Raw genomic sequence first — 26,380 nt, 5'->3', positions numbered from 1 at the left:
TAAATCAGTTAATTTAGATTTATCAAAAACAAAAGTTGTTCAACAGGCTCGTTAAAGGTAATTTCACGGAAACGCCCTTTTACTTTCGTCCATTCTTGTTGTTGCGTTTTGCTTAGTCCATATGCATAAGATTCTAAACTTTGATGAACCGTAGTAATCAAAACAATATTGTGCTTTGGGTTATTGCAGAATTCTGCAAGTTGCTGTACAAAGTATAATTCTTTTTCAGGATTGTGCTTACTTGCATACTCTAAAAACTTCCCAAACTCGTCAATTAGAATAAATAACACCTTGTTCTCCTTGCCAATGGAATGATAACGATTGAATATTTCTGAAAAAATATTTTCTTGTTGGTTCTTGTTGGTTTGAACTTCAAAAACATCAGCAAACTGTTCTACTATGGAAGCGTATGAGCCAACAATTTTTACAAAATCGTATTTAGGGTTTAATGTGAAATTCGGTTCAAAATATCGTTTTGTTCCTTTGATGCTCTGCTCAAATGCTAAAAGGAAAGAGGATTTCCCAGTTCCATAAGTACCAACCACATTAAATGAACGAATACCTTTTTTAAAGTCATTAACTATTTGGCTAACAACTTGTTTAGCATTGGGCGTTGGGATATAGTTGAAATCCCTATCAGTGTCCCTGATAATATTTACCGATGTTGTGAAATTATTTGCCATAGTATGTGTCTAATATTTTGTAAGCGTCTGATTTATTCTTGAATTGCAACTCTTTAATCCCTGCTTGGTCAGTAAAAGTGATATCTTTTAACTCACTACCGATTTCAGAAATTTTATTCAGCAAGCCTGAGCGATTTAAAGCGAAAATTGAACCCGGACTATTCAAGTCAAACTCCAAGGAATTCAGACTTATAGAGTTACCGTAGTTTGAATTATCAAGTATTGTGAACAATACAACCGCTACGGGGAGATTATCTCTTTCAGTATTTTCAATGTAAAATTGTTCTTCTTTGCCTTTCCCTGTTGTTTTTAAAAGCTCAATTTCAGACAGAATTCCCGAAAAGCTGTCTTCGACATCTTTATTTTCAGGGTCGTTTTTATATAGATTGGCAAAAACGATAAAATCTTTAGCAACCGTATTTTCATTGAAATTCAAATCGGTATTACTCTCACCAATTCTCTTTACATAATTCACAAAGGTTTCTTTGTTAAAAAACAGTTTCTCTTTTCTGAATTCATTAAAAATGATGGAGTAAATAGAAGCATAACCATTTTTCACTAATTGATAATGCAAAAGCCAAAGACTAGCTTCATCTTCCAAAAAGGGGTCATAACCTGTTTCATCATCAAATAGTCGTTTGCCAAATTCAGTTGGAATGTCTTTATTGTTAATAATATTGAAAGCTTTCAGCCAAAAACGAATGGATGAAACCATATTTTTTCCAACGCCAAGTTGTACAACCGCATCTTCGTCATTAAAATTCTTGCCTTCTTGAACATAATCGTACCCCTTTTTCAGCCAAAGTTGTCGGCATTGAAAGGAGTCGTGCCCAGAGAAAGTATATTTTGTTATTTCTGTATTTTCCAATATCATCTTTTCTTATGAAAATCCATTATTATAAGCTACAAAGTAAGCAATTTATTGTCGTTTATGAATTATTTGTATAATTCAAATTTATCTGTATTTGTTATTTGATCCAAAAAGTTATCAACTCTTATATCAATTTTTAAAATAGTTATTTGATCCAGAGAATATTTAATTTATCTTAGATTTCAAATAATAATGAAATATACACTATATTGTTTTTTATAACCTTAAGGTTTCCAGTAAGAACTCCTAAAAATTTAACTCTAATCTTTATTCCCCCTCACATACAAATTCTTCCTCCCATCCTTACCATCAACCTTAACAAGATTATCATTTGCAAGATTTCTCATCACACCCGCGATAGCTGTTGAACTTACTTGGGTCGGACTTATTAGCTTTAATTTAATAAGTTTATCATGGATTTGCGCTACTGTTTTGCCATTGCTCAAAAATTCTCCTGCAATAATATATTCCCTTATTTTAGCGGTTAACTTTGAAGCTTCTTTTCTTTCAGCGCTTAAGGGAATTCGAGGTATAAGACTTATTCCAAATTCTGTCAATTTTCCAATAGGATAATTTACTGCCTTCGCATATTCAATATAATAATCAATATTGGCTGTCTTTCCATTTTCTACACTCAATACTGTATTTTGAGGTATAGTGGTCATATAAGAGATGTCGCTGACGGAATAATTAAGCTCTAACCTTTTTTCTCTTAATTTCTTCCCTAATATAGTTCTGAACTCAGGGTTATCTAATCTACTTTGTCGCTTATTTTCAGCCATTACCTACATGTTTTTTCAAATTAATTAATTACATATTTGCATATAACATTTATATTCTTTATATTTGCTTCATAACATTTATTAGATATAAATGCGACTTAAATCAATGAGTCTTGTTATCGAAAACGGCTAATTTTAGATGACGCAAGACCATAGGGAGAGTCGCTACCTCGTATTTTGTATATTTGCAATCTATGGGGTGGTCTCCCTGTTGGAAACTTCGTCAAAGGTTCTTAGCCGTACCTCGATATAAGTTGAAGATAGGGGACTGCCCTTTTTGCTTCATAGACTCGTTCCATAACCCCAAAACACATCAGTATGAGAACGACATTTACCACGTTTCCTCCTTAAAATCAGAAGAACCTGAAGGTTCTCACCACCAGTCTCCCGATACCCATCAGGAGATAAAAGAACGCCAACGCTCCTCACTGCCGTGAGAGGGTAAGGTTTTGTGCAGCCCAATGCTACACAGAATCTCTAATATTCAATCGCCCTTAAGCACACCAAAGCCCTTTGAAAGAACAGGAGAATGGGATTAAGAACATTTTAAAACTGGTACGTTAAAAATAGGTTGTTTATTCCAATTATACAAATGAAGATGAAAGATGGGTGAAGTGCGGGAGTGTTAGTCTTTTTAAGGTTGAGGTTGGAGATTTTGCTCCGCAAAAAAAATTCTCCGCAGGCTCGGAATAGCAATGGTCTTCGCCGGAACGACAGCAATGCTGTTCAGAATGACACCTACAATGGTTGCGCAGCCATTGCGGCCTTCATGGCTTACTGATGAAATGATCCGGTGATCAAACCGTCACTGACGGACCAGCCGGCATCCACATTCAACTGATATCACCCAAAACAATGAAAACAGGTTTGATCTCCTTTACCGATACCTCATAAGAGAGCGAAACATTCATATCAATTTCTCTTCAGAAGGATTTGTTCTTAGCGGGAAAGCGTTTTTAATTGATGCTGCTTTCCCCTAGGGCAATCCGAGGGATTTAGTTCTTTTGCATTGATGCAATTGCGAAGCATATTACGAATGCATTAGATAAATAGATAAGGAATGAGTAAAATGAACTGAAAAATTCAAGACTGGATCTTTTTGCCTCATCTTGGTTATAGTTTTATTGGAATCGGCGAACCTCGCCTTTGGCGGGTTTCTTCACGCAAAAATCTCCCAGGTCGGGGTTTGATAAGAATTGAAAGTAGATAATTTAATGAAATTGTTATTATGAATACTATAAACCAGGAATATGATAACTCTTCATGAGAGATAAGGGATCTGTTCGTAGCGGAAGAGCGCCCACTCTTCACAGGCTTCTACACCCCCTGCGGTGGCTGAGCCTGTCGAAGCCTCCCCTAAGGCAATGCAAAGGTGTTCCATCAGTAATGCGTAATGAGTAATGAGCAATCAGTGATGATACCGGTGGCTGAGCGCAGCCGAATCCAAAAACATAGAATAGCCAAAAGAGCCATGGGCAAAAGCATGACCTGACAGAAAACAGGGATGCTCCATAGATGCTCCATAGATGCTCCATAGATGCTTCATGGATAAAGCATGGATAAAGCATGGTTAGTTCATAAAAAGTATTTGAGAATTTCCACCATAAAAGAGAAGATGAGGGGTAGATTTTCATTCTTTTTTGCTTCATTCTTTTATATTTTTTTAAAGGAATCAGCGAATCACTTTCAGTGATTTCCTTGATGAAAAAAGAAACAAAAAAATTGAGACTTGGATTTATTTGCTGAAAAATTGAGATTTCTTCTAAGAAAATCCCCAAAACTAGGGCGGAAAGATAATGGGTTCCTTTGTATTTAATTCATTGCCGCCACTCAAACAGTGGGGATTTTTATGAGGTAATCATTTAGAAAATCCGTTCCGGAAGAAATCTCAATTTTTCTTCACGCAAATAACTCCTAGGTCGGGGGTTTGACAGTCGGCAAGTGATTGATTGATTGAAATTAGGATATAAGTTAACCGATAAATAATTTGATCTGTTAAGTAAGTAGATCACAAACTATGAAAACACTGAAAATGTACAACATCATCGCTTCCATACTGATTCTTTTATTGGTGGTTTGGGTGGTGGAGCTCAGGAAAGAGCTAAAGGAAACAGAAGTGCTGCTTGATCTGTGTGCAGAGCGGTTTTATGAGAATATCAATCATGAGTAATGAAAAAATGAGCAATTAATAGTAAGCAATGCCGGAACAAGGACGGGTTTTTTGATGAGAACGGTATGGCAAAGACGTGGATTTATTACCGCTCGTGCATCCACCATCCAGCACCCCACATCCATCATAAAAGGATTTGCTTCAGTGGGAAAGCGCCCCTCTTCACAGGTTTCTACACCGCTTTCCCCTGGGCGATCCGAATGACGGACCTAAGAAATGAGCAATAAGTAATGAGTAATAATAAATAACGCGAATAGACGGCTGTTAAAAGCTAAAAATAAAAAGCCCTTTCCCCTCCAGTTTGACGACGAAGAAGGAAAGAGCATGGATTTAATTAGTAAGTAACCAAAAAATCTTAACAAAACTATGAAAAATAAGTTGAACAGGGGATTTCTGTCCCTTGTTTTTACCCTCGTGGCAGCCAATGCGGCATGGAGTCAGAACAAATCCCTGAAAATAGGGGAGCCCATTCCGGAAAGCCTCTGGACCACACCCCTGGAAGCAGTCAACCATCCCCAAAAAACCATCACGCTTGCACCCGATAAAGACAGGCTGATCCTTATCGACTTCTGGGCAACCTGGTGTTCCTCCTGTCTTACCAATTTCCCAAAGATGGAAGAACTCCAACAAAAAATGGACGGAAAAATCAGGATCCTGCCGGTGACCGATCAGGATCGCGAAACCGTTCAGAAATTCTTCACTTCGAAAAACGGGCAGAAATACAGCCATATCAGATCCGTCATCGCGGATAAAAAAATAAAGCAGCTCTTCCCGCACAACGCCATACCTTACGTGATCTGGATCCAGGACGGCAAGGTAATCAACACCACAGACGGCGAGCAGGTCACCGAACAGTCGCTTACCGAAATTCTGGAAGGCCAAAAATCCAGTCTGCAGACCGTGATCCCGATGGACCGGAGCCGCCCTTTCATGCTGTCCGAAAATTTCGGACTCGAAAAAGAGGCGGTCCTTGAAAGCTACAGCATGATTACCCACGGCAGGGTGCGGGCATCACCGCCGGGAATGGTCTATCGCTCAAAAGACGGGACGATCACAGGAAGGCTGTTTTCAAATATGCTGCTCATGAACATTTACCGGGTAATCGGCATTGAATTATTCAGGAAGAGCAACGATAACTTCAACAGCAAAAGAATCGTGAACCTTCTGAAAAATCCTGATGCCATCAGTTTCAATACAGAAAAAGAAACCGAGATCGCCAACGAAAAGCTCTACAGCTTCGACTTTATCAGTCCGGTTTCAGAAGTGGGCACCCTATATGAAGATATGCTGAAAGCGCTGAATAAGGCGACCCCGTATGTCGCGAGCATCAGAACAGAAGCAGTAAAATGCCTCGTATTGCAAAAAATTCCGTCGGGAAACAGCACTGCGCTGAAAAACAGCGGACCTGTAAAGAATATGCCCAACAGTTCCGCCGCCGGCAAAAAATTCACCACCACCGATTTACTGAGAAACCTGAACGCCAATAGCCGGGTGACTCCTCTACCGGTCATCGACCAATCGGGCACTGAGCAAAACCTCCGGATCGATTTTTCTGCTTATTCAGATTGGAATGCTTTGAACAAGCCACTTTCAGAATATAACCTCTCCTTAGTGGAAACAGAGTGCCACCTTCCGATGATGATCATTGAGGATAAAACGCAATCCACAAATCAGGTCAATCCACCAAACCAATTAAATTAAATACTATGAGAAAAAACCTCGCAGCCCTATTTTTTGTAATGAGCATTGGAGCGCATGCGCAACAGGCCATTAAGGGTACAATCACCGATGCGGAATCAGGGAAGCCTGTTGTTGGGGCAACTGTCTCCAACAGTCAGAACGCATCACTCACCATTTCCGATCAGGACGGCACGTTCACGCTGAACACCACGGGCAGTGAAGTGCACCTGCAAATTGCCAAGCCGGGATTCTATTCTTTTTCCGAAAAAATAAAAATCCCGTTGGCCGTGCCGCTGCTGATCAAGTTGCGGCCAAAAACGACCCATATTGAAGAAGTGACCTTAACCACAGGTTACCAAAAAATCCCAAAAGAAAGGGCCACGGGTTCTTTTTCTTTCGTAACTGAGGCGGAGCTGAATAAACTCGTTACCCCCAATGTGGCAGACCGCCTGGCGGCAATCGCCAATTCTGTGACATGGGATAGCGGAACATCAGACCAGCCGCAACTCACCGTCAGGGGAATCAGCACGATCAAAGGGCCCCGTCAGCCTCTGATTGTTTTAGACGATTTTCCTTATGAAGGAAACTTAAGCAACATCAACCCCAATATGGTGGAAAGCATCACCATTTTGAAAGACGCCGCCGCAGCAAGCATCTGGGGCGCCCGGGCAGCCAATGGCGTAATCGTGATCGTCACCAAGAAAGGGAAAGCCAACCAGCCGATCAACATTTCCTTCAACGCAAACACCACCCTGGGCGGAAAACCGGATTTAAGTTACATCCGCCAGATGTCCGCTTCGGATTACATCAATGTGGAGCAGCGGTTGTTTGATGCCGGATTTTATGACAGTGAGATTGATTCTCCCATGCACCCGGCAATGACGCCGGTGGTGGATATACTGAACAAGAAAAGAAAAGGACTCCTCTCCGAAGAACAGGCTTCGCAAATGATCGGTGAATTAAGAAAAACAGATACCCGGGACCAGTACTCCAAATACATGTATCAGATGATTGAAAACAGGCAGTATTCCCTTAATCTATCGGGTGGGAATCCTTTAATGTCCTGGTCTTCCGGATTGGGTTATGACGAAAACGTCGGAAATTTAGGGCAAACCTACCGGCGCTTCAACATCCAGCTCCAGAATACCTGGAAATTAGCCAACAAAGTGAATCTGAACCTCGGCGCCATCTTTACCCGGACAAAGGAAAAGAGCGGCCGTGTAGGTTATGGAAGCATTACCTATCGGGGCAACGCGCGGGTGCCTTACCTTTCTTTTGCAGACGGCAATGGCCAACCGCTGGCGATTCCTTTTAATTACGACCCCAATTATCTGGAAACCCTGAACGGGAAGGGACTCCTGGACTGGCGTTACTTTCCGTTGACCGACTGGCAAAACAACACCCAGACCAGCGATGCTCAGGAGGTCATTCTAAATGCGGGGCTGCAATACAAAATAATCCCGGGACTGGATGCAGAAATGAAATACCAGTATCAGAACTCCACAGGCGATTCGGAACAGCTGTACCATAAAAACAGCTATTACGCAAGAAACTACATCAATAGTTTTGCGCAGTGGGATAATTCCGGAGAATTGATATTCATTGTCCCCAAAGGCGGTATTCTGGACACCTATGCTTCCCGCACTGAAATCAATAACATCCGTGGACAAATCAATTTTAACAGAGTCTGGAATCAGCATGCAGTGACGGCAATAGCGGGGGCGGAAACAAGGGAGACCAAAATCTCCGGCCACAGCAACAGGTACTATGGTTATAATGAAGATACCCAGGCCTCGGCGAATGTAGATCCCACCACCCTTTATCCTAATTTGATTACCGGCAGTCTGGAATACATCACCACAAACCAGGCGATGCAGATGAAAAACATCCGGTTTGCCTCGCTCTATGCGAACGGTGCTTACACATTCGACAAAAAATACACCGTTTCTGCCAGTATCCGGAGGGATGCCAGTAACCTTTTCGGCTTAAAGACCAACGACCAGTGGAATCCATTTTGGTCAGTGGGGGCCGCATGGAATATCAATAACGAAAAATTCTTTCCAGTAAACTGGCTGTCGACTCTGAAGCTTCGTTCTTCATACGGATTCAATGGAAATATCGATCCGTCAATGGTGGCTTTGACCACCATCATTTACGACACCATGATGTCGCCCTACACCGGCACTCCAACGGCACGGATAGATAATTTTTACAACCCCAACCTCCGCTGGGAAACCTCACGCATCATCAATCTGGGAATTGATTTTGCCACCCAAAACGAAAGGATTGCAGGAACGCTGGAATGGTTCACCAAAACCGGAACCAACCTTTTCGGGACTGCCCAGCTGGATTACACCACCGGGATCAACAACATGCTCATGAATGTTGCCGGGATGAAGGGAGCAGGGATAGATATAGAGCTAAAAACACGCAACATCATATCCAAAAGCTTTCAGTGGGACACCCACTTGAACCTAAGCACATACAAAGATCAGATCACCGATTACTACCTGAAAAATACTTTGGCATCAAGCTATGTTCCGGCTTCCAATTCAGGGGCAGGCATTTCCGGAACCGCCGGATTGCCGGTCTATGCGATTTTTGCCTATCGTTGGGCAGGCCTTGATCCTCAAACCGGTGACCCTCGTGGATACCTCAATGGTGAGGTGAGCACCAATTATGCGGCCATATTAAACTCGGACAAAGGGATTGAAGACCTCAAATATTTTGGGTCTGCCATTCCCACCGTATTTGGGTCCCTGATGAACACCTTCTCGTATAAAGGTTTCTCTCTGGAAGTGGGCATCACCTACAAATTGGGGTATTGGTTCAGAAGGGGATCCATCAATTACAACGACCTGGTGAATTCCGGGATCGGGCACAGTGATTACGCCATCCGGTGGCAAAATCCCGGGGATGAAAATCACACCGATATTCCTTCTGAAATATTGACTTCAAACGCAACACGCGACAGATTTTTTGCAGGTTCCGAAGTGCTGGTAGAAAAGGCCGATCATGTGCGGATGCAGTTCGTAACGCTCAACTGGCAGCTCAGTCCCGATTTTCTGAAAAACCTGGCTGTGAAAAAAATCGAACTGTATGGATCGGTCAATAATCTTGGACTGCTCTGGAAGGCAAATACTGCAAACCTTGATCCCGATTATTCATTCGGAAATGAATCTTTAAAACCGGTTACTACCTACAGTGTGGGATTCCGTGCAAACTTTTAAACCTTATCAAAATGAAAAAATACATTACAGCAACAGCCTTCGCGGCACTCATGGTAATCCCTTTGATGGGTTGCCGTGATTTCTTAAGTGAAAAATCCAATTCCAGGTTAGCCATACCCGATAAACTGGAAGACAATCAGGCCATTGTGGATCGGTATTTCCTGTTGGGACAGTACCCGAACAGTGCCGAAATATCAGCGGACGACATCTGGGTATCGGATGCGGATTTCAATACCTTTCCCAACGAGTCAGAAAAAAGACTGTACATCTGGAAGCCCGATTATGTGTCGCTTGCAATCAGCAATGACTGGCAGACGACCTACAGCAAGATCAATATTTACAATAATGTGCTGTTCAACCTGGACCATTACCAGATTCCTCAAGCCGAAAATGTGCGTGGACAGGCTTTGGTATTAAGGGCTGCAGCCTATTTGGAAGCAGCACAGATATGGTGTCTGGCCTATAACCCTGCAACGGCTGCGAAAGATTTGGGGTTGCCGATCCGTCTGGATCCCGATATGAATATTCCCTCTTTTCGTGCATCGGTAGAGCAAACGTATCAGCAGATTCTGACTGACCTGCACACCGCAGCGGCACTCTTGCCCAATGATCAGATTGCGGTATCGCGCCCCTCAAAAAGAACCGCTTTGGGACTGCTTGCGAGAACCTACCTTTTCATGGGCGAATATCAGAAAGCGGCGCAATATGCATCCGCGGCGTTAGCCATAAAAAACGAACTGCTGAATTTCAATGTTTTAAGCCCCACCTCTCCCAATCCTTTCCTGCCCATTCATACTGAAATTATTTTCCCTTTATCCCGGGTAAATTCTCCATTTCTGGCGGCTACAAAAGCGAAAATCCCCCAAAGTCTCTATGACAGCTATGAGAATAACGATTTGCGAAAACAAATGTACTTCCGGTTGGATGCCTCGCAAAACGTTTTATTCAAAGGGAACTTTTCCGGCGGTACAGCCAGATCGGCAAGTCTGGCTACGGACGAACTGTACCTCACCGCCGCCGAGGGACACGCGGCATCGGGAAACTATACCGAAGCCATGGAATTGCTCAATGCACTGTTGGTGAAAAGATGGAAGACCGGCACTTTCATTCCTTTCATGGCAACAGATGCTCAGAGCGCACTGCAAATCATTCGGAAGGAAAGGCGAAAAGAAATGCTTTTCCGGGGGGTGCGGTGGGCTGACCTGAAACGCTATAATCGGGAAGGGGCAGGGATCACTTTAAGCAGAACGGTGAACGGAACCGCATTTGTTTTACCTCCCAACGATTTAAGATATGCCGTGGCGCTCCCTGAGGACATTATTCAAATGACGGGAATGCCGCAAAATCCAAGATGAAAAATCGGGGGTGGGCTCTCTGCCCACCCCCTTTTACAATTGAAACCGGAGGGTTAATTTTTATAACCACTGGAAATCGCAAGGATTTCTTCATTGCTCATCTCATTGAGCACGGTGTTCAAAGTGCTTCCTGCAGGCACACTGACGCTGCAGGGCCTGTTGGGGACTAATGACCCGCAACTTCCATTGCTGTTGGTTACATTCCAATGCGAAACGTCTTTAAATGCGCCCTCATCTCTATCCGAAGATACATAGAAATAAGTAGTGTCAGTCATTTCCCCCTTTTCCCTGGAGGCAAATGAAGTGGTCGCCGCGGCGGCGAATAAACCTAGAGCCGCGAAAACAGCTCCGCTAAAAAAAGATTTGATTTTCATAATCCTGGTCTTTTTATTCATCAAAAAAGATTACCGTAAAAACTTTAATGAGTTAGGTATGGGTATTCCAACAAGCGTTTTTGTTGGACAGAAACTTTAATCTGTTCCTGATGGATTAAAGTTGGATCAGCTTTTTCACTGATAACCTGCATGGAATGTACATTCCCAGATGAAGTTGTACAAATTCAATTTTTTTTTTACAGTTAGCAATCGTCTTCATGCTGCGATTCCCGTCTTCCACCGGAAGTGGAGGTGGTTTTTCTGCGCCCTGCAAACGGGGAGGGAAATGCCCCCGAGTGCAATGTCTTCAAAGGATTCCCGTTTGGTTTTTTCATGATCTCAGGTTGAAGAGGGTTGGTCATTCCGGCCGGACAGGATTTGAAAACAAAAGTAAAGTGACGGGGGACACTCATGCAAGAATTAGCTGTCACGATTCATGAATCGTGACGTCACAATTCATGAATCGTGACAACAAAAAATTTCCTTCAATGTGCTCTGCTATTGGTTTTCCGGGTTTGGAGGATGAGGAGTCGGCCTGCTTCGAGATTGCCCGGATGTCGTTGTGAATTCGCTAATATTATTGCGCTGTTTTTGAATGATTATTAGCAGCAGGGCATTAAAAATGTGATATTTATAACGAAGTTGGGGCTGTATTCCCGGTCAAAATCCCCGCTGCGCATTCTCCTGACTTTTGTGCCTTCTAAAAAATGATTAACTTTGATAAAACACAACCAGATAAGCCGGATACGTCATCAGGGATTAGGAAAAACGATCGCAACATCACTGCTGGCAAATTCTCCTGACTTTGCCCGATCCAAAAAATAAACTTTAAACCTCATTTTTTTTATCAACAGTACAAATGAGATTTTCTAGTTTTGGAAAACAGCGGCTTCTCGAGATTGTGAAAAACATTATTTTATTGCGGGCTCAAAGTTAGGAGACTTTCCGCAGCGGGATGAAGTTATATTTACTGGATTATCTGAAGAAGAATTAAATAGTATTAGATTAATTCCAGAAAACGCGATTAAATATAAAAAACTATACTCTCCCAAAAATGGTGTTCTATACAAGATTGATGGATTTTACATAAAAAATTTTAATGATGGTCAATATTGGTTTAAAATTGGAAATGGAAGAAGTGTTACTGTAACGGACTACTATAAAGGTTATGTTAGTTATAAAAATGAAATAATAGGATTAACAGGATTTGTTAGCAAATTGGGGTATCAACCCAAAACCAAAACAGATGATCATTGGTATCGTCCAAACCCGAAAGCGCCATTTGGGAATCCGTTTGATCAAAATAATTTTAAGAAATAACATGAAAAAAAACTATTTAATATTAATTGTAATTGTACTATGTCCGATTTCTTTTACGTCCGGGATAGTATATTGTTCTTTTCTAAATAAAAAGTTTTATGATAGCGACATAGGAATGCCCTTAATTGAGAATAGAAAAAGATGGGGCAGACCAGATAGAATTGACACTAATAGTCTCGAAATAATCGATACATATAACTCGGTTTTTCCACATAATGAATATAAATTTTTTTATAAGAAAAATGATAGTTTATTGTATAGTCGCTGGAAAGAATATTAGCTTCAATCTTAAAAGTGATCTGTTTTAATGTATCATCTTTGGAAATGAACATCTTAGAGTGTTTAATTCAGACTTCTGTATCTCTTTATAGGAATGAGGTAGGTGAGGAGTGACTGGCATCGACTCCGCCCGCCGGCGGAAATACCGAGAACGCCGTGCTGCAGTTCGTTCCTACGGCAGAGGGATTTAACAGTTTCACGGAAAATAGGTATATTTACCAATACAAAGACCATTTAGGAAATGTGCGGGTGAGCTTTGCGGCGGAGGGTGGAGTGGCAAAGTCGGTGGACACCAACGACTACTACCCCTTCGGGATGAACCACCTGAAAAACGACGGGGAGTCGTTTTTTGGAACAAGCTCCTACAAGAACTACAAGTTCGGGGCTAAGGAGCTGCAGGAGACCGGGTTCTACGACTTTGACGCACGCTTCTATATGCCGGATCTGGGTAGGTTCGGCACGATAGACCCCTTGTCCAAAAAGTCCCGAAGATGGTCGCCATACAGATATGCCTACAACAACCCACTGCGTTTTATAGACCCCGATGGTATGGAGGAACAGGCAGCATCCACTTCAAACAATGGGACGGAGACCGGGACAGGAGATGGCATCGACAGGGACGCAGGAGGAAATGAGGTCGTGAGAATTATCGGAAATATTCCAATTTCTGCTGGAACTGCAGCGATTAATGTGAGTCATTTTGGAGATGGTGGAGCTACAAGTGAAACCGGCGATCCTGAAAAAACAAAGCACAAAATTGCAAAAAATGCTAAGTCACACGCAGATAAAAAAGATACTAGTTATGCATATAATAAGAGAAAAGATAATTTTGATGATACTTCGGATAAATGTAACAAATTTGTCTACGATATTTTAAAAAAATCTGGAGCTGACCCAGGAACTCCTAATGGTAATATCATTAATAGAATGATTGGAAGGGGGTCTCCACCAACCGCTGGTCAATGGGCTGATCCTAATTATCACATTCCTGGTTGGGAAATTACTACATCGCCCAAAGCTGGAGATGTAGTGGCAGCAGCTCATAATTATTCTAATGGAGCGACAGGACATGTTGCAATAATGATTTCAAGTACTCATTCTGTTGGAGCTAATGCCACCATTGTACGTGAAACAGATTTTGGTTCGAATCCAAGTCACTTACATGTTGGATCACAATATGTATATAGAACATATGTTGGAAATGCTTCTAATATCAATACCAATCAAAATCATGTCTATAAGCAATACCCTTAAAATATTATGATATGAAAAAAGCATTTTTTATCTTGATCACACTTTTCATTTTAATATTAATCTACTCTATTATGTTTTGTCGAATATTGCCTATGACACACCGTTACTCTGTCACAAACGAAACGGGTGAAAATGTGGATGCAAGTATTTATATTAGAAAAAAAGAAAATTGTGAAGAACTAATATTAATTTTTAATAATATTGAGTCCAAGAATATACTAATAATTAATCGTAGTCTAAAGTCAATAGGATTGTCAGAGGGAGGAAAAAAAGAATTTATTAGAATCAACTCTGTTCCTTTCCTTATTCAAATTTCAAAAAAAGCCAATAATTATATGGTTATAAATAATCTTATAAATATTGATTTAATTAAAAAAAGTGAGTTTCACAATACGAAAATCGTATTTGATACATTTTGGGAATACAAAAAAGTTGGAAAAAAAATAGTTATCAATACAAAATAATTTTTTTTCAGACCGATCTATTAAGAATTTTGGTAATGTTCCAGAAGTATTAGCGGTCTGCAATTCAGTTCGTGCCCACTGCGGAGGGATTTTACAGTTTCACAGAAAATAGATATATTTACCAATATAAAGACCACCTGGGAAATGTAAGAGTTAGCTTTACCAAAAACCAAAGCGGCGGCACAGATGTTCTTGATACTAACGATTATTATCCGTTTGGGATGAACCACCTGAACCCCGACCAGGAATCGTTTTTTGGGGCAAGTTCTTATAAGAACTACAAGTTCGGCGGTAAAGAGTTGCAGGAGACGGGGTTCTATGATTTTGGAGCGAGGTTTTATATAAGCGATATTGCGATATTTGGAACACACGACCCGATGAGCGAAAAGACCATGCAGCCGTATGCATATGCCTACAACAACCCCATGAAGTTTGCAGACCCGACGGGGATGGAGGGTGAGGCGGCGAATAATGATTCTGTGGAGACAGGGAGTGGCGGCCAAGAGGACGCAGGAGGATTTGGCGGATTTGAGGGACCTGCAAATGGGAGGGGATGTCCGCCAAACTGCCCCGAGTTTATCAACAAGGGAAAACCTATTGATATTGATGAAGTGGTGGTTACTGGAAAGAAGAATGAAGGAGCAGCAGCATCATCCAATAGTGGGACAAATTTTTCTTTTAGTAATATTGGAAATTCTATATCAAATCTCTGGAATAGTAATTTTGCTAGGGGAATTGTGCCAGATAAAATTACCTTATCACATTCACAATCACTTACCGTGTATATTGGAGAAACGACCGACATATCATTGAATTGGATTACTAGAGGTAATGATTCACAAATCATTCCTTATGCTATTTTTACGGCTGGTGGACATGGGGGTGGTAGAGCGTCCGCAGATGCACTAGTTAATATCGGTGCAGGCACATATTTAATATCGGACATGCGCAACCTTCCAAAAGGTCAAGCTAGAGATGCCTTATTGGGATGGAGTGCCTACGGGACTGCTTCTGTGGGATTTGTTGCAGGTGGAAGTATTACTGGTTCGGTAGGATTTAGCGGTAGTCCTCTTATTAGTAAACCCACATGGGTTTCAGGAGCCATTGGTGGTGGAGCATCAATTGGAGGTGGAATCACTGGGGGAATTAGTTATTCATATCCTGTAATTAAATCTCAATTTAAATAATGAAAAAGTCATATTTATTTATTCTTTTAATCTTCATTTTAGGGAGTATAATTCTAATCAATACTCTTTTCAATAAAATACGGGAGAGGAGAAAAGGTATTGATTTTACTATCAATCGAATTGAATTAACCCCCACTAATAACTATATTTTTTATGATAAAAATAATATTAGGTTGGAATTATGGAATTATAATGTATATAAATCACTAGATATAAGGAAAAATGATAGGATATTAAAAAAAGCAAATTCGGACACCATTTTTCTATATAGAAAAAGACACAAAAATTATGAATTGTACCGGATATTATTACCAGTTGGGTTTTAAATTTAAACAGATGCTTTAGTGGTCAATTCTACCTAGCATAATATGTAGACGGGTTCCAAAACCCAGCTGACAGGAAGAAACCTGAGCCAGTTTGATATTATTACTAAACAAATAACTGTAGATTCAAAACAATTAACAAGCTTACTGAATTACGCATTTAATTTGGGACACCAGGGAATGCACCATTTTGATACTATATTTAATGCATCTTCAATGCTAGATGTATTAGGTCGAGGTCCCTTAGGGCTTGAAGCAAGACGTTTTTTTTGGCGAGTATCGGGCATATAAGTGGATGTATGAACATGGAATGGACATTTATGCAAGAACTTTTGATTAAGCAACAACGTCTATTTCTGGTACCCAAGCACTTAATTTACCTATTTCAAAATTAAATATGCTTAATTCAAGATTTAACAATATAAAACCTTAAAAATGAGAATTTTATTTTTATTATCATTTCTATTTTGTACAATAATACAGGCACAATTAAAATTGGAGATTGAGTTGAATAAAAACATAGAAGTTACAAAAGAAATCTCAAAAAAAAATACTCTAACCATATCCATCACAAATTTCAGCAATAGTAATATTGCTTTTCCTTTAAATAATGGAGGAATAACACCATTTCTTGAAAATGAATCCTGTACTGATAAAATGGTAAACGAATTAAGTTTATATAGTGCATTACCAATGATTGTTCTCGCAAAAGAAGGAAAATCTTTAGAAGTTGAAAGCTGGTTTCATCATATTGGAAATAATGTCAATTATGAAAAATCTAAAAAAAGGAGTTTCTATTCACATCTTATTTTTCTAAAACCTTATGAAAAATATACTTTTCAAGTATATTTCAATCCTCATGAGTTTTATGATAGTCCAAATGGCATTTCTTATTGGTATTTTGAAACAATGAAGCAAGTTGAATATAATTTAAAAGTGCAAATCTGTATTAATAAACTTCTATATAGAGAACTTACTAAGAGGCAACTAAAGAGATTGTCAAATTATAAATTATTTGAAGGTAATTTATTGAGTAATGATATTACGTACAATGAAGATGTAAATTATGGTGAAGAATGGAAAACGAATTCTATCCTTTCGGAATGAACTCCTGCTGCAAAGTCAGGAGACTTTGCGCGATCCAACAAATAAACTTTAAACCTCATTTTTTTTATCAACAGTACAAATGAGATTTTCTAGTATTGGAAAACGCCGGCTTCTCGAGATTGTGAAAAACATTATTTTATTGAGGGCTCAAAGTCAGGAGACTTTCCGCGGCGGGATGAAGTTATATTTACTGGATTATCTGAAGAAGAATTAAATAGTATTAGATTAATTCCAGAAAACGCGATTAAATATAAAAAACTATACTCTCCCAAAAATGGTGTTCTATACAAGATTGATGGATTTTACATAAAACCTGTTGTGCATTTAGCACAAATTAACTTTTAACTTGTTCAAACTTCTCTTGAATACGAAAAAATTCAAATATTGAATCATCGTAAAGGAAGTTATTTTCGATACTATTCTTGTCGCCAAACCCTGAAAGGTCTTTGCAAAGTTGATGTTTATTGTGAACTGTCCGCATAGTTGCGAGATATTCGTTTCAATCCTCTTTCTGATTTTTGATTTCGTTCTTGAAAACCCGACAAAGTTATGCTGATTTTTACGCATCGGGACTGATAGATTAATCTTGGAATAGTTGAATAAATCCACTTGGAGCTCTTTGCTAATATATCCTCTGTCTCCGATTAGCAAACAGTTTTGAAAATTTTCTTTTATGTCGTGAAGGTAGTTCACATCGTGAACATTTGCGGGCGAAAAATCAAAGGAGTGAAAGATTCCATTTTTGTCACAAACGGCGTGAAGCTTGAAGCCGAAATACCGTGCCTTCTGTGCCACGCAATATCCAAACGCAGGTTTTATTTCATCTGTCGAACAGATTGCGGAACGATTTGCCCGACTCATTTTACAGATTTCAATAGGCGTGGAATCCACAATGAAGACATCGGTGAAATCCGAAAACTTGCCGCTCAAAGTTTCACTGATTTTTTCAATGTACGGAAAAAGTTTCCTCCTTCTTTTGTTGTAGACACTTCTTTCAATTTCTCCGTCCAAATCAGTTCCTGAAATGCACCTAAATAGCTGAAGTTCAGAATTAATCAACATGTATTCTGCTGTAATATTGAGTGCCACAAGTTACAAGCCGGACATTTTCGGACGCCTGATTTGTTTATTTGTACTAATATGTTTACAGGTTTTTGTCAATTCTTTTAAAATAATTTTGTAGTTTTGAATGAGATTGTTCATGTATTTAATGACTTGGTAATCAATTAAATATACGATTTTTTAATCAAATGGACAATCTTTTTTCTTTCTTAATTCCTAAATGCACAACAGGTTTTTATAGATTATTGTTTTGTAAATATCAAATTTTCTTGAGGAAGATAAATATTAATATCTATTCCAGATGGGCATTTGTTACTATCAATTATTGTGTCATCAGGATAATAAGCCCATGATAATTGGGTAGAATTTATTTTTTTTAAATCCACATCTCCCCAACCAACACCACAATTTGTACCGCCATAATAAAATCCTACCTTATTTTGACCAGCAGAAAAATCAATGCTATAAAATTCTACCGAATCATCGTTCGTTGTATCTTGCAAAATTTGTCCTAAAGAATTTTTTATAATATATTTTACAATGAGTGCATCTCTGAAAAATTGTTTTTTAGAGCGTATTTCTAACTTGTTATCTATTTTTGTGATAATCAAAATAATTTCCTTTCCTTGAGAATTGGCTTTATAAGTGCCAATAAAAGGAGCTAGCTGATTATCAAAATCTTTAACATAAGCATTATTTGGAATATTATTTAAAGCTGTATTCAAAGGTAGTGTTTGTGCTTTACAAGAAATAAAACAAATAAAAAGACCAAATACTGCTATTGAATTATAAATTATTGTTTTCATTTTTTTTATATTTAAAATATTTATGAACAAGGTACAGGAATTGGTTGGTTATTAGCATCTAAATTTATACTTTGAACGCTTTGAACATTCCCATTATTTTCGATTCTTTGTAAAGAAATTTTATTAGATAAATTCATATTTTGCGTTATTTCAAAAAATAATTTTTCTACTCCTTTATTGTTTATTGATCCATCAGCATTTATATAATTTGAGCCATTTTTTTCGGGATCCATCAAATTTTTTTTGATTTCTCTGTAATCTCTTCGATATTTTTTCAGGTCTGTATCAGAAAAAGTAACTAATGCATCATTGTAACTTCCGTTAAAGCGTATAATATAATGCATACCATTACGCGCAACCATGCCAAGATATGCATTAGTAACAGTCAAATTTCCTTGACCTAATGCAAAGTTCAGCAATTGGTCAAAATCTCCTGGAGAAAACATTGGTGTTCCTGTTGGGGTATGATTGTGATAACCACCTTGATAACCTGACTTATCACCAAAATTTACGCTGTGTTCTCCACCCTGTATTATTGCCGAAGGAGTTCCGTCTGCCTTAAACATTACGCCTTTTTCCCTGCCTGCCGAAGAATTTGCCTTTAAAAATGAAATTGCGGGTTTGGTTTTGGGATTTTCTAACATTTCTTTTGTTTTTTGGCAAGGTGTCTTTTGAGGAGGAGCTACCACATTTCCACCACCACAAGGATTGACTAGTCTATTAGCGAATTTAACCCAGAACCAATAACACTTTAACCCATTACCGTCATCATAACAGTGGAATATCCATCTGCCATCATCACTAGATTGACCAGCAGGTGGATCACTTGGACGGGGGCCTGGATTGCTTGGAGTACAACCAACACATGCTGTTGGCATGCCTCCATCAGTTGGACCTCCTCCTGTTGGTCCACCACCACCAATGGGACCTCCACAAATGTTGATTATCAATAAAAAAATTTAACTTTAGTCAGAATGTTGTACAAAAATCTGTTAAAAAATGAGTCGACAAGCATATTATTAACTAAAAACAAATTATTATTAGAAAAAATTCTCTCTTTTTTGGCTTTTTTTCATCTTGCTATTGTTGAATATTATAAAGGTGCTGCTGGTCCATGCGACCCTAATCCATGTCCAGATTGTCCGCCAGGAGGTGGTGGACCAACAGGAGGAGGTGGAGGTCCCATTGGTGGTGTGAAATTTCCATATCCCTCTCAGTCAATCCAAATTTAGTGATTTGTTTTTGAGTTCTTTTTTACCATTCCATAGAAGAACCAATATTGAAGAAAAGCCACCGGAGCTTCCGTTCAACGGGTTTTGATTTGCCTACGGCGAACCTTCGGTTTCTTGTCTTTCAGACAAAACGAAAGCTTAGTTATTAGGCGATGTGCTTGTTAAAGATCAATCGAAATTTTAACTTTTCCGCCAAGTCCTTTTTCTACAATATCAAACAATGTTTTAAGCGTTAAATTACTTCCATTATTTTCAATTTTAGAAATATATTCACGTTTTTTATCAACCAAATCTGCTAATTCAGATTGAGTTAAATGTTTTTCTTCACGAGCTTTACGCAACAATAAGCCAATTTTAAAAGATTCGAAATCTCTATCGAGTTCATCTCTTCTTTCAGTTCCTTTTTTTCCGTAAACACTGTCTTTTATTTCTTTCCAACTTTTAGTTTCCATTTTCTTTTGATTTTTGTTCGTAGTATTCCGCCATTATTTTTAAGGCTTTAATAATTTCATTTTTTGGTGTTTTTTGTGTTTTCTTTTGGAATCCATTCATCAAAACAATCAATTTTTCACCGTCAAAAAAGCAAAAAACCCTCCAAATATTTGAACCTAATTGAATTCTTGCTTCGTACAATCCATCAGTTCCAACAATATGTTTTAAATAGTTTGAAGGAACACGCTCAAGAGTTTCAATCGCTTCAATAATCTTGAATATTTTATCCTGAACTTTTTGAGGTTGTTCAGAAAGAAAATTTTCAAAATATTTTTTAAACGATATAACTTCTCTTACTTTCATCAAACAAAAGTAATATAAAAGTTACATTTCTCCAAATCATTTTCTTACTAGTGAATGAAATAATTTGAGTGAAAAGAAACCTCCAAAGATTACAGAAATAAGCGAAAAGGTTAAATAAAATATTACAGAAAGTGTTGATTTAAGTCTTACGCACCTACGATAATCAATCCGCAGAACCTGACTGTCGGCAGACAGGACCCCCTTCCAAAGACTACCAAACGCCACAAAAAAAAGCAGTCCTTCTGAAAAACTGCTTTGTAGGTCTAAATTCTAAAAACGGAATCTCCATAATAGGACCAAAATGCTGTTGAAAAGCCACCGGAACATCTGTTCAACGGGCTTTCAGCTTGTGTCCTGCGAACAAGACGAAAGCTTGGTTATTGGTGGCAGTGCTTATTGCAACGTATCAAATTTTGGCAGGAGAAATCGCAGCTGTTTGCCGTTGGTTCAGTTTCCACAACCAATAAATTCCACCCAAAGGAATTCCAAATGTCCACATAGAACCAAGATAGCCCATTGCGCTAAAACTTACTCCAAATAGAATTTGAAAATTTAGAAGATTGAAAGAAAGTCCGTCAACTGCTGCGTAGGAAATTGCGGGTACATTGAGAAGAATTACCGCTAAATATTTCAACCATTTTTTTGTCAATGTACTTTTCTTGATTTTTCTAATTACAAAAATATTGAAAATTAAAACTGTCAAAGGCAAAAGTCCGAATAACCAAAATAATAACATATTAGGTTTAGGAGCTTTTACGTCAAGGGTATTTATATTCAATATTTTCTTTGAATTGTCGTCAAACAAAACTTGAAAAACTCCAAATTCCTTATCGTTAGAAAACTCGATTAGTGCAAGTGTTGTATTTGGTGGCGTGTTTTCACTTTCGACTGTTGAACGTTTTTTTTCAGATTTCATAAGTGAATATTCAAATTTATTTTTTCCGAAATTTCGTTCAACTAAACTTCTAAATTGGTCTAAACCTGACTTTAAAGTGTCAATATTAGTATTTTTTCCCATTTCACTTTCTAATGCCATTTGAGAAATACATTTGTCATAATCTTTTTTCATTAGAGATTCAACAAATGCTTCGGTTTTGTCTTTGAAAGTAAAAGTGTCTTTGATAAAGTCGCAACTTGTCAAAATTGCAAGTGTCAAAACAAGTAAAGAAAGTTTAATTTTTGTCATACAGTTTTTTGTTAACGATTGTTTCTATAGCATTGCCACCAGCGCTTGGGTATTTCTGTTGGCGGGATAAAAATACGAAATCTTTCTACTTGCTAAAAACTTAATTAATCGAGAAAATCTTCGATGAAAACTTCATACCCGCTTGTAGAAATACTTTGTTGAACTAAACCTCCGTCAGCTTTTCCCATTCGCCGTTTTAGTAATTTTGTTTTTTTTAACAATCAAAACATTACTATGGCTACAAAAAAAAATCTATTGAGGATTTAAGATCAAACAAATTCCTCAACCGTGCCTCGAGCGAAGTTAACGGTTTTGCCGAACTCCTGCAACGCTTCGAAAGAAATATTTCCATTCGCGGCAGAAGCAAACGAACCTTTGATAATCAATCCGCAGAACCTGCCTGTCGGCAGACAGGAACCCCTTCCAAAGGCCACCAAACGCCACAAAAAAAAGCAGTCCTTCTGAAAAACTGCTTTGTAGCTCTGAATGCTAAAAACGAAAACCCCATAATAGGACCATAATGCTGTTGAAAAGCCACCGGAACATCTGTTCAACGGGCTTTCATCTCTTGTCCTGCGGACCAGACGAAAGCTTGGTTATTAGGCGAAGTTTTTTTCTTTGTCTTTTCTGATTCTAGTAATTCTTTTTACTTCACTTGATTTTTCAGACATTTCATTTTCAATGTCATAATCATCTTGAAGTCCAAGCCAAAATTTTGCAGAATTTCCAAAATAAGCACTTAATCTTACGGCTGTATCTGCTGATATTCTCCTGTTGCCTTTAATAATTTCCGAAACTCTTGTCTGCGGAATATCTAAATCTTTCGACAATCTATACTGTGAAATTTCAAGAGGAATTAAAAATTCTTCTAATAAAATTTCTCCAGGTGTTATATTTCTTAATTTTTCCATTTTTTTCATTTTAATGATAATCCATAATTTTAACCTCAAAGGCATTGCCATTTTCCCATCTAAAAATAATTCTCCATTGATTGTTAATTCTGATACTATAGAATTCCTTTAAATCACCTTTCAACTTTTCAAGTCGATTTGCTGGCGGAATTCTTAAATCATTTACATCAACTGAATTATTTATCATTCTTAATTTTCGTCTTGCAATTTCCTGAATTTCTCTTGGAAGTTTTTTGGAAACAATTCCGTTCCATATTTTTTCGGTCTCTTTATTTCCAAAATTTACAACCATACTTTTAACGTTACTAACGTCAAAGATAAGTAAAATAGTTCAAATTTTGATTTTAATCCGGATTTTTTTTAAAATGTCGCCTAACGGCCGGGTATTTCTGTTGGCGGGGATTATTATAACTGGTTTTTGTAAATATAACCAAATGAGTAACTAGCGAAAATCTTTAGGATGTAAACTTCAACCCCGCTAATAGAATATGTTGAACCAAACCTCCGGTAGCTTTTCCCATTCGCCGTTTCATTAACTTTGTTTTCATTAACCTTTTAAAAACCCATAAAATGGCTACAAAAAAAAATCTACTGAGGATTTAAGATCAAACAAATTTCTCAACCGTGCCTCTAGCGAAGTTAACGGTTTTGCCGAACTCCTGCAACGCTTTGAAGGAAATATTTCCATCCTGGGCAGAAACAAACGAACCTTTGATAATCAATCCGCAGAACCTGCCTGTCGGCAGACAGGACCCCCTTCCAAAGGCTATCAAACGCCACAAAAAAAAGCAGTACTTCTAAAAAACTGCTTTGTAGCTCTGAATGCTAAAAACGAAATCCCCATAATAGGATCATAATACTGTTGAAAAGCCACCGGAGCTTTCGTTTAACGGGCTTTCAGCTTGTGTCCTGCGGACAAGACGAAAGCTTGGTTATTAGGCGAAGTTTTTTTCTTTGTCTTTTCTGATTCTAGTAATTCTTTTTATTTCACTTGATTTTTCAGACATTTCATTTTCAATGTCATAATCATCTTGAAGTCCAAGCCAAAATTTTGCAGAATTTCCAAAATAAGCACTTAATCTTACGGCTGTATCTGCTGATATTCTCCTGTTGCCTTTAATAATTTCCGAAACTCTTGTCTGCGGAATATCTAAATCTTTCGACAATCTATACTGTGAAATTTCAAGAGGAATTAAAAATTCTTCTAATAAAATTTCTCCAGGTGTTATATTTCTTAATTTTTCCATTTTTTTCATTTTAATGATAATCCATAATTTTAACCTCAAAAGCATTGCCATTTTCCCATCTAAAAATAATTCTCCATTGATTGTTAATTCTGATACTATAGAATTCCTTTAAATCACCTTTCAACTTTTCAAGTCGATTTGCTGGCGGAATTCTTAAATCATTTACATCAACTGAATTATTTATCATTCTTAATTTTCGTCTTGCAACTTCCTGAATTTCTCTTGGAAGTTTTTTGGAAACAATTCCGTTCCATATTTTTTCGGTCTCTTTATTTCCAAAATTTACAACCATACTTTTAACGTTACTAACGTCAAAGATAAGTAAAATAGTTCAAATTTTGATTTTAATGCGGATTTTTTTTTAAAATGTCGCCTAACTCTTTGCAAATTGGTTATGGCGCCGACTTTTAGCACAAATGTTGAATAGAATTACTATTCTTCAACCCTGCACAAAAGTTCAATAGAAGCACTTCACTGGCTCTATTGCCAATTTGTTTGTTATGGGCAGGTTTTCTTTTCATTATAGTCTTATTGATAAATCCAAATACCCTCCAAAACCGAATTCAACTATTTTTTGAAGTGTCGAAATCCAAGCTTCTTTTATATTGTTCTCAATTTTTGAAATATTCGACTTGGTCGTACGAACTCTGTCGGCAAGTTCTTCTTGTGTTAGACCTTTTTCAAGTCTTGCTTGTTGAAGCATTACTGCGATTTTAAAGTTTTCGTAACCGGCTTCCAATTCATCACGTTTTTTCGTTCTGCGTTTGCCGTAGTTTTTTCTTTAAAATCTTCAAGCGTCATTAAGTTCTTGTTTTTCGTTTTCATACTCTGCTTTTATTTTAATTACCATTTCAATTTCTTTTTACGGTGTTTTTTGAGTTTTCTTCTGAAAGCCGTTAGCCAAAACAACTAACTGACCTTTGACAAAAAAAGAGAAAATGCGAAATATATCACTTCCTAATTGTACTCGAATTTCATAAAGTCCGTCTGTGTTCTCTATGTGTTTGAGATATGTTTCTGAAGCTCTTTCTAAATCTTCTTCTAAGTCAAAATGTCCAAACTATTTTCGCTTACATTTTCTTGTTTTGCTTGTCAAAAAAGGTTTGAAAATAGTCTTTGTAAAAAGTTAAAAAAAACTGCTTTGTAGCTCTGAATTCTAAAAACGAAATCTCCATAAGAGGACAATTATGCTGCTGAAAAGCCACCGGAACATCTGTTCAACGGGCTTTCATCTCTTGTCCTGCGGACAAAACGAAAGCTTAGTTATTGTGCGAAGTGTTTTTTTTAGGCTGTCGATGGGTTTATTTGAATTTGCCCGCCTACTGCTCTCAATACTTTCATTATCGTTCCAAATTGAGGTTTTGCACCGTCAGATAAAGCCTTGTATAAGCTTGGTCGGCTCAATCCGGTTTCCTCCGCAATTTTGGTCATTCCAATTGCTTTTGCAATATTTCCGATTGCGGTCACAATTTGCGCATCGTTTCCCTCTTCTAAAACTGCATTAAGATATTCAGCAATCATTTCTTTGCTGTCTAAATAGTCTGCTATATCAAATTTTGTGGTTTCCATCTTTTTATTTACTTAAATTTTTCCAAATCTCTTTTGCTTTGTCAATGTCTTTTTGTTGAGTTGATTTTTCGCCGCCAATTAGCAGAATGATAATTTTTCCGTCAGTTTCTTTGAAATAGATTCTATAACCTTTTGCGTAGTTGATTTTCAGTTCGTTAATTCCGTCTCCGACAGGTTTCCACTCGCCAAAGTGTTCATCCAATTCAAGTTTCTGAATCCGAAATAAAATTTTCGCCTTTGCTCTCAAATCCTTTAGTTTCCGAAGCCATTTGTCAAATTCTGCCGTTTTTTCTATAAAGTACATTTTCAAAATTTGTATTCATTCGGATACAAAGTTATGAAATTATTTGGAATTTTAAAATGTTACTTTTTATGTGATTTCCTTTTAACATATCGCAAAGCCCTTGTCGAACTAAACCTCCGGTAGCTTTTCCCATCCACCGTTTCATTAATTTTGTTTTTATTAACCTTTTAAAAACCCATAAAATGGCTA

The 26,380-nt window shown here is 38.1% G+C and carries 27 protein-coding genes and 1 pseudogene; 9 read left to right on the top strand and 19 right to left on the bottom strand.

Annotated elements, in window-relative coordinates; translation table 11 throughout:
- Positions 1-8: 8 nt before the first annotated feature.
- The 3 genes from L0951_RS09990 to L0951_RS09980 form a co-directional block, all read right to left on the bottom strand.
- Entirely contained in the window at positions 9-683 is a 675-nt protein-coding gene (locus tag L0951_RS09990) for a hypothetical protein (RefSeq protein ID WP_234111088.1), read from the bottom strand.
- A complete protein-coding gene (locus L0951_RS09985) occupies positions 673-1,551 on the bottom strand; it encodes a DUF4007 family protein (RefSeq protein ID WP_234111087.1) in 879 nt (292 codons plus the stop codon). The genes L0951_RS09990 and L0951_RS09985 overlap by 11 nt, the downstream gene beginning before the upstream one ends.
- Before the next feature lie 263 nt (positions 1,552-1,814).
- Positions 1,815-2,336, bottom strand: coding sequence for a helix-turn-helix domain-containing protein (locus L0951_RS09980; protein ID WP_234111086.1), 522 nt, complete (start codon positions 2,334-2,336; stop codon positions 1,815-1,817).
- A gap of 2,017 nt (positions 2,337-4,353) precedes the next feature.
- Between L0951_RS09980 and L0951_RS09975 the strand changes: the two genes are divergently transcribed.
- The 4 genes from L0951_RS09975 (at position 4,354) to L0951_RS09960 (ending at position 10,771) form a co-directional block, all read left to right on the top strand.
- Entirely contained in the window at positions 4,354-4,506 is a 153-nt protein-coding gene (locus tag L0951_RS09975; protein WP_234111085.1) for a hypothetical protein, read from the top strand.
- Positions 4,507-4,872: 366 nt separating this feature from the next.
- Positions 4,873-6,207, top strand: a complete 1,335-nt coding sequence (locus tag L0951_RS09970) for a TlpA family protein disulfide reductase (protein WP_234111084.1) — start codon at positions 4,873-4,875, stop codon at positions 6,205-6,207.
- Between the two features lie 5 nt (positions 6,208-6,212).
- The gene (locus tag L0951_RS09965) at positions 6,213-9,416 is read left to right on the top strand and encodes a SusC/RagA family TonB-linked outer membrane protein (protein WP_234111083.1); all 3,204 of its coding nucleotides are present in this window, start codon (positions 6,213-6,215) and stop codon (positions 9,414-9,416) included.
- A gap of 11 nt (positions 9,417-9,427) precedes the next feature.
- The gene (locus tag L0951_RS09960) at positions 9,428-10,771 is read left to right on the top strand and encodes a RagB/SusD family nutrient uptake outer membrane protein (protein ID WP_234111082.1); all 1,344 of its coding nucleotides are present in this window, start codon (positions 9,428-9,430) and stop codon (positions 10,769-10,771) included.
- A 53-nt stretch (positions 10,772-10,824) separates the two neighbouring features.
- On the opposite strand, the gene L0951_RS09955 is transcribed toward L0951_RS09960, so the two are convergent.
- Positions 10,825-11,145 (bottom strand): hypothetical protein, encoded by a 321-nt coding sequence (locus L0951_RS09955; protein WP_234111081.1) that lies wholly within the window; start codon positions 11,143-11,145, stop codon positions 10,825-10,827.
- A 203-nt stretch (positions 11,146-11,348) separates the two neighbouring features.
- Positions 11,349-11,507 carry a hypothetical protein gene (locus L0951_RS09950; RefSeq protein ID WP_234111080.1) on the bottom strand — a complete coding sequence of 53 codons (159 nt, stop codon included), beginning with the start codon at positions 11,505-11,507 and terminating at the stop codon, positions 11,349-11,351.
- A 1,393-nt stretch (positions 11,508-12,900) separates the two neighbouring features.
- Here L0951_RS09950 and L0951_RS09945 point away from each other — a divergent pair.
- From L0951_RS09945 to L0951_RS09930, 4 genes are all read left to right on the top strand, one after another.
- Positions 12,901-13,998, top strand: a complete 1,098-nt coding sequence (locus L0951_RS09945) for an RHS repeat domain-containing protein (protein ID WP_234111079.1) — start codon at positions 12,901-12,903, stop codon at positions 13,996-13,998.
- An 11-nt stretch (positions 13,999-14,009) separates the two neighbouring features.
- Positions 14,010-14,462: a hypothetical protein gene (locus L0951_RS09940; RefSeq protein WP_234111078.1), complete on the top strand. Its 453-nt coding sequence runs from the start codon at positions 14,010-14,012 to the stop codon at positions 14,460-14,462.
- Positions 14,463-14,533: 71 nt separating this feature from the next.
- Entirely contained in the window at positions 14,534-15,649 is a 1,116-nt protein-coding gene (locus L0951_RS09935) for an RHS repeat domain-containing protein (protein ID WP_234111077.1), read from the top strand.
- Positions 15,650-16,407: 758 nt separating this feature from the next.
- A complete protein-coding gene (locus L0951_RS09930) occupies positions 16,408-17,079 on the top strand; it encodes a hypothetical protein (RefSeq protein WP_234111076.1) in 672 nt (223 codons plus the stop codon).
- 324 nt (positions 17,080-17,403) lie between these two features.
- Here L0951_RS09930 and L0951_RS09925 read toward each other — a convergent pair.
- The 3 genes and pseudogenes from L0951_RS09925 to L0951_RS09915 form a co-directional block, all read right to left on the bottom strand.
- Positions 17,404-18,282 (bottom strand): annotated as a pseudogene (locus L0951_RS09925) (IS982 family transposase).
- 101 nt (positions 18,283-18,383) lie between these two features.
- Positions 18,384-18,947, bottom strand: a complete 564-nt coding sequence (locus L0951_RS09920; RefSeq protein ID WP_234111075.1) for a hypothetical protein — start codon at positions 18,945-18,947, stop codon at positions 18,384-18,386.
- A 20-nt stretch (positions 18,948-18,967) separates the two neighbouring features.
- Positions 18,968-19,897, bottom strand: coding sequence for a hypothetical protein (locus tag L0951_RS09915; protein WP_234111074.1), 930 nt, complete (start codon positions 19,895-19,897; stop codon positions 18,968-18,970).
- 24 nt (positions 19,898-19,921) lie between these two features.
- On the opposite strand from L0951_RS09915, the gene L0951_RS09910 reads away from it, so the two are divergent.
- A complete protein-coding gene (locus tag L0951_RS09910; protein ID WP_234111073.1) occupies positions 19,922-20,179 on the top strand; it encodes a hypothetical protein in 258 nt (85 codons plus the stop codon).
- A 161-nt stretch (positions 20,180-20,340) separates the two neighbouring features.
- Here the strand turns inward: L0951_RS09910 and L0951_RS09905 are convergent, their stop codons facing one another.
- From L0951_RS09905 to L0951_RS09855, 11 genes are all read right to left on the bottom strand, one after another.
- Positions 20,341-20,631, bottom strand: coding sequence for a helix-turn-helix domain-containing protein (locus tag L0951_RS09905; protein ID WP_234111072.1), 291 nt, complete (start codon positions 20,629-20,631; stop codon positions 20,341-20,343).
- A complete protein-coding gene (locus L0951_RS09900) occupies positions 20,621-20,977 on the bottom strand; it encodes a type II toxin-antitoxin system RelE/ParE family toxin (RefSeq protein WP_234111071.1) in 357 nt (118 codons plus the stop codon). The genes L0951_RS09905 and L0951_RS09900 overlap by 11 nt, the downstream gene beginning before the upstream one ends.
- Positions 20,978-21,380: 403 nt before the next feature.
- Complete coding sequence (locus L0951_RS09895; RefSeq protein ID WP_234111070.1) at positions 21,381-22,160, bottom strand: hypothetical protein; 780 nt, start codon at positions 22,158-22,160, stop codon at positions 21,381-21,383.
- 599 nt (positions 22,161-22,759) lie between these two features.
- Entirely contained in the window at positions 22,760-23,071 is a 312-nt protein-coding gene (locus L0951_RS09890) for a HigA family addiction module antitoxin (RefSeq protein ID WP_234111069.1), read from the bottom strand.
- Between the two features lie 10 nt (positions 23,072-23,081).
- Positions 23,082-23,363, bottom strand: coding sequence for a type II toxin-antitoxin system RelE/ParE family toxin (locus L0951_RS09885; protein WP_234111068.1), 282 nt, complete (start codon positions 23,361-23,363; stop codon positions 23,082-23,084).
- A gap of 643 nt (positions 23,364-24,006) precedes the next feature.
- Positions 24,007-24,318: a HigA family addiction module antitoxin gene (locus L0951_RS09880; RefSeq protein WP_234111067.1), complete on the bottom strand. Its 312-nt coding sequence runs from the start codon at positions 24,316-24,318 to the stop codon at positions 24,007-24,009.
- A 10-nt stretch (positions 24,319-24,328) separates the two neighbouring features.
- Positions 24,329-24,610: a type II toxin-antitoxin system RelE/ParE family toxin gene (locus tag L0951_RS09875; protein WP_234111066.1), complete on the bottom strand. Its 282-nt coding sequence runs from the start codon at positions 24,608-24,610 to the stop codon at positions 24,329-24,331.
- A gap of 228 nt (positions 24,611-24,838) precedes the next feature.
- A complete protein-coding gene (locus L0951_RS09870; RefSeq protein ID WP_234111065.1) occupies positions 24,839-25,057 on the bottom strand; it encodes a helix-turn-helix domain-containing protein in 219 nt (72 codons plus the stop codon).
- A gap of 123 nt (positions 25,058-25,180) precedes the next feature.
- Complete coding sequence (locus tag L0951_RS09865) at positions 25,181-25,318, bottom strand: type II toxin-antitoxin system RelE/ParE family toxin (RefSeq protein WP_234111143.1); 138 nt, start codon at positions 25,316-25,318, stop codon at positions 25,181-25,183.
- Between the two features lie 284 nt (positions 25,319-25,602).
- Positions 25,603-25,887, bottom strand: coding sequence for an addiction module antidote protein (locus L0951_RS09860; protein ID WP_234111064.1), 285 nt, complete (start codon positions 25,885-25,887; stop codon positions 25,603-25,605).
- Between the two features lie 4 nt (positions 25,888-25,891).
- Entirely contained in the window at positions 25,892-26,191 is a 300-nt protein-coding gene (locus tag L0951_RS09855) for a type II toxin-antitoxin system RelE/ParE family toxin (RefSeq protein WP_234111063.1), read from the bottom strand.
- Positions 26,192-26,380: the final 189 nt, after the last annotated feature.

It is taken from the genome of Chryseobacterium sp. R2A-55 (assembly GCF_021401085.1).
Taxonomy (GTDB): domain Bacteria; phylum Bacteroidota; class Bacteroidia; order Flavobacteriales; family Weeksellaceae; genus Kaistella.
Note: the sequence above shows the minus strand (reverse complement) of the source record. Positions and strands in the feature narration are given on the sequence as shown.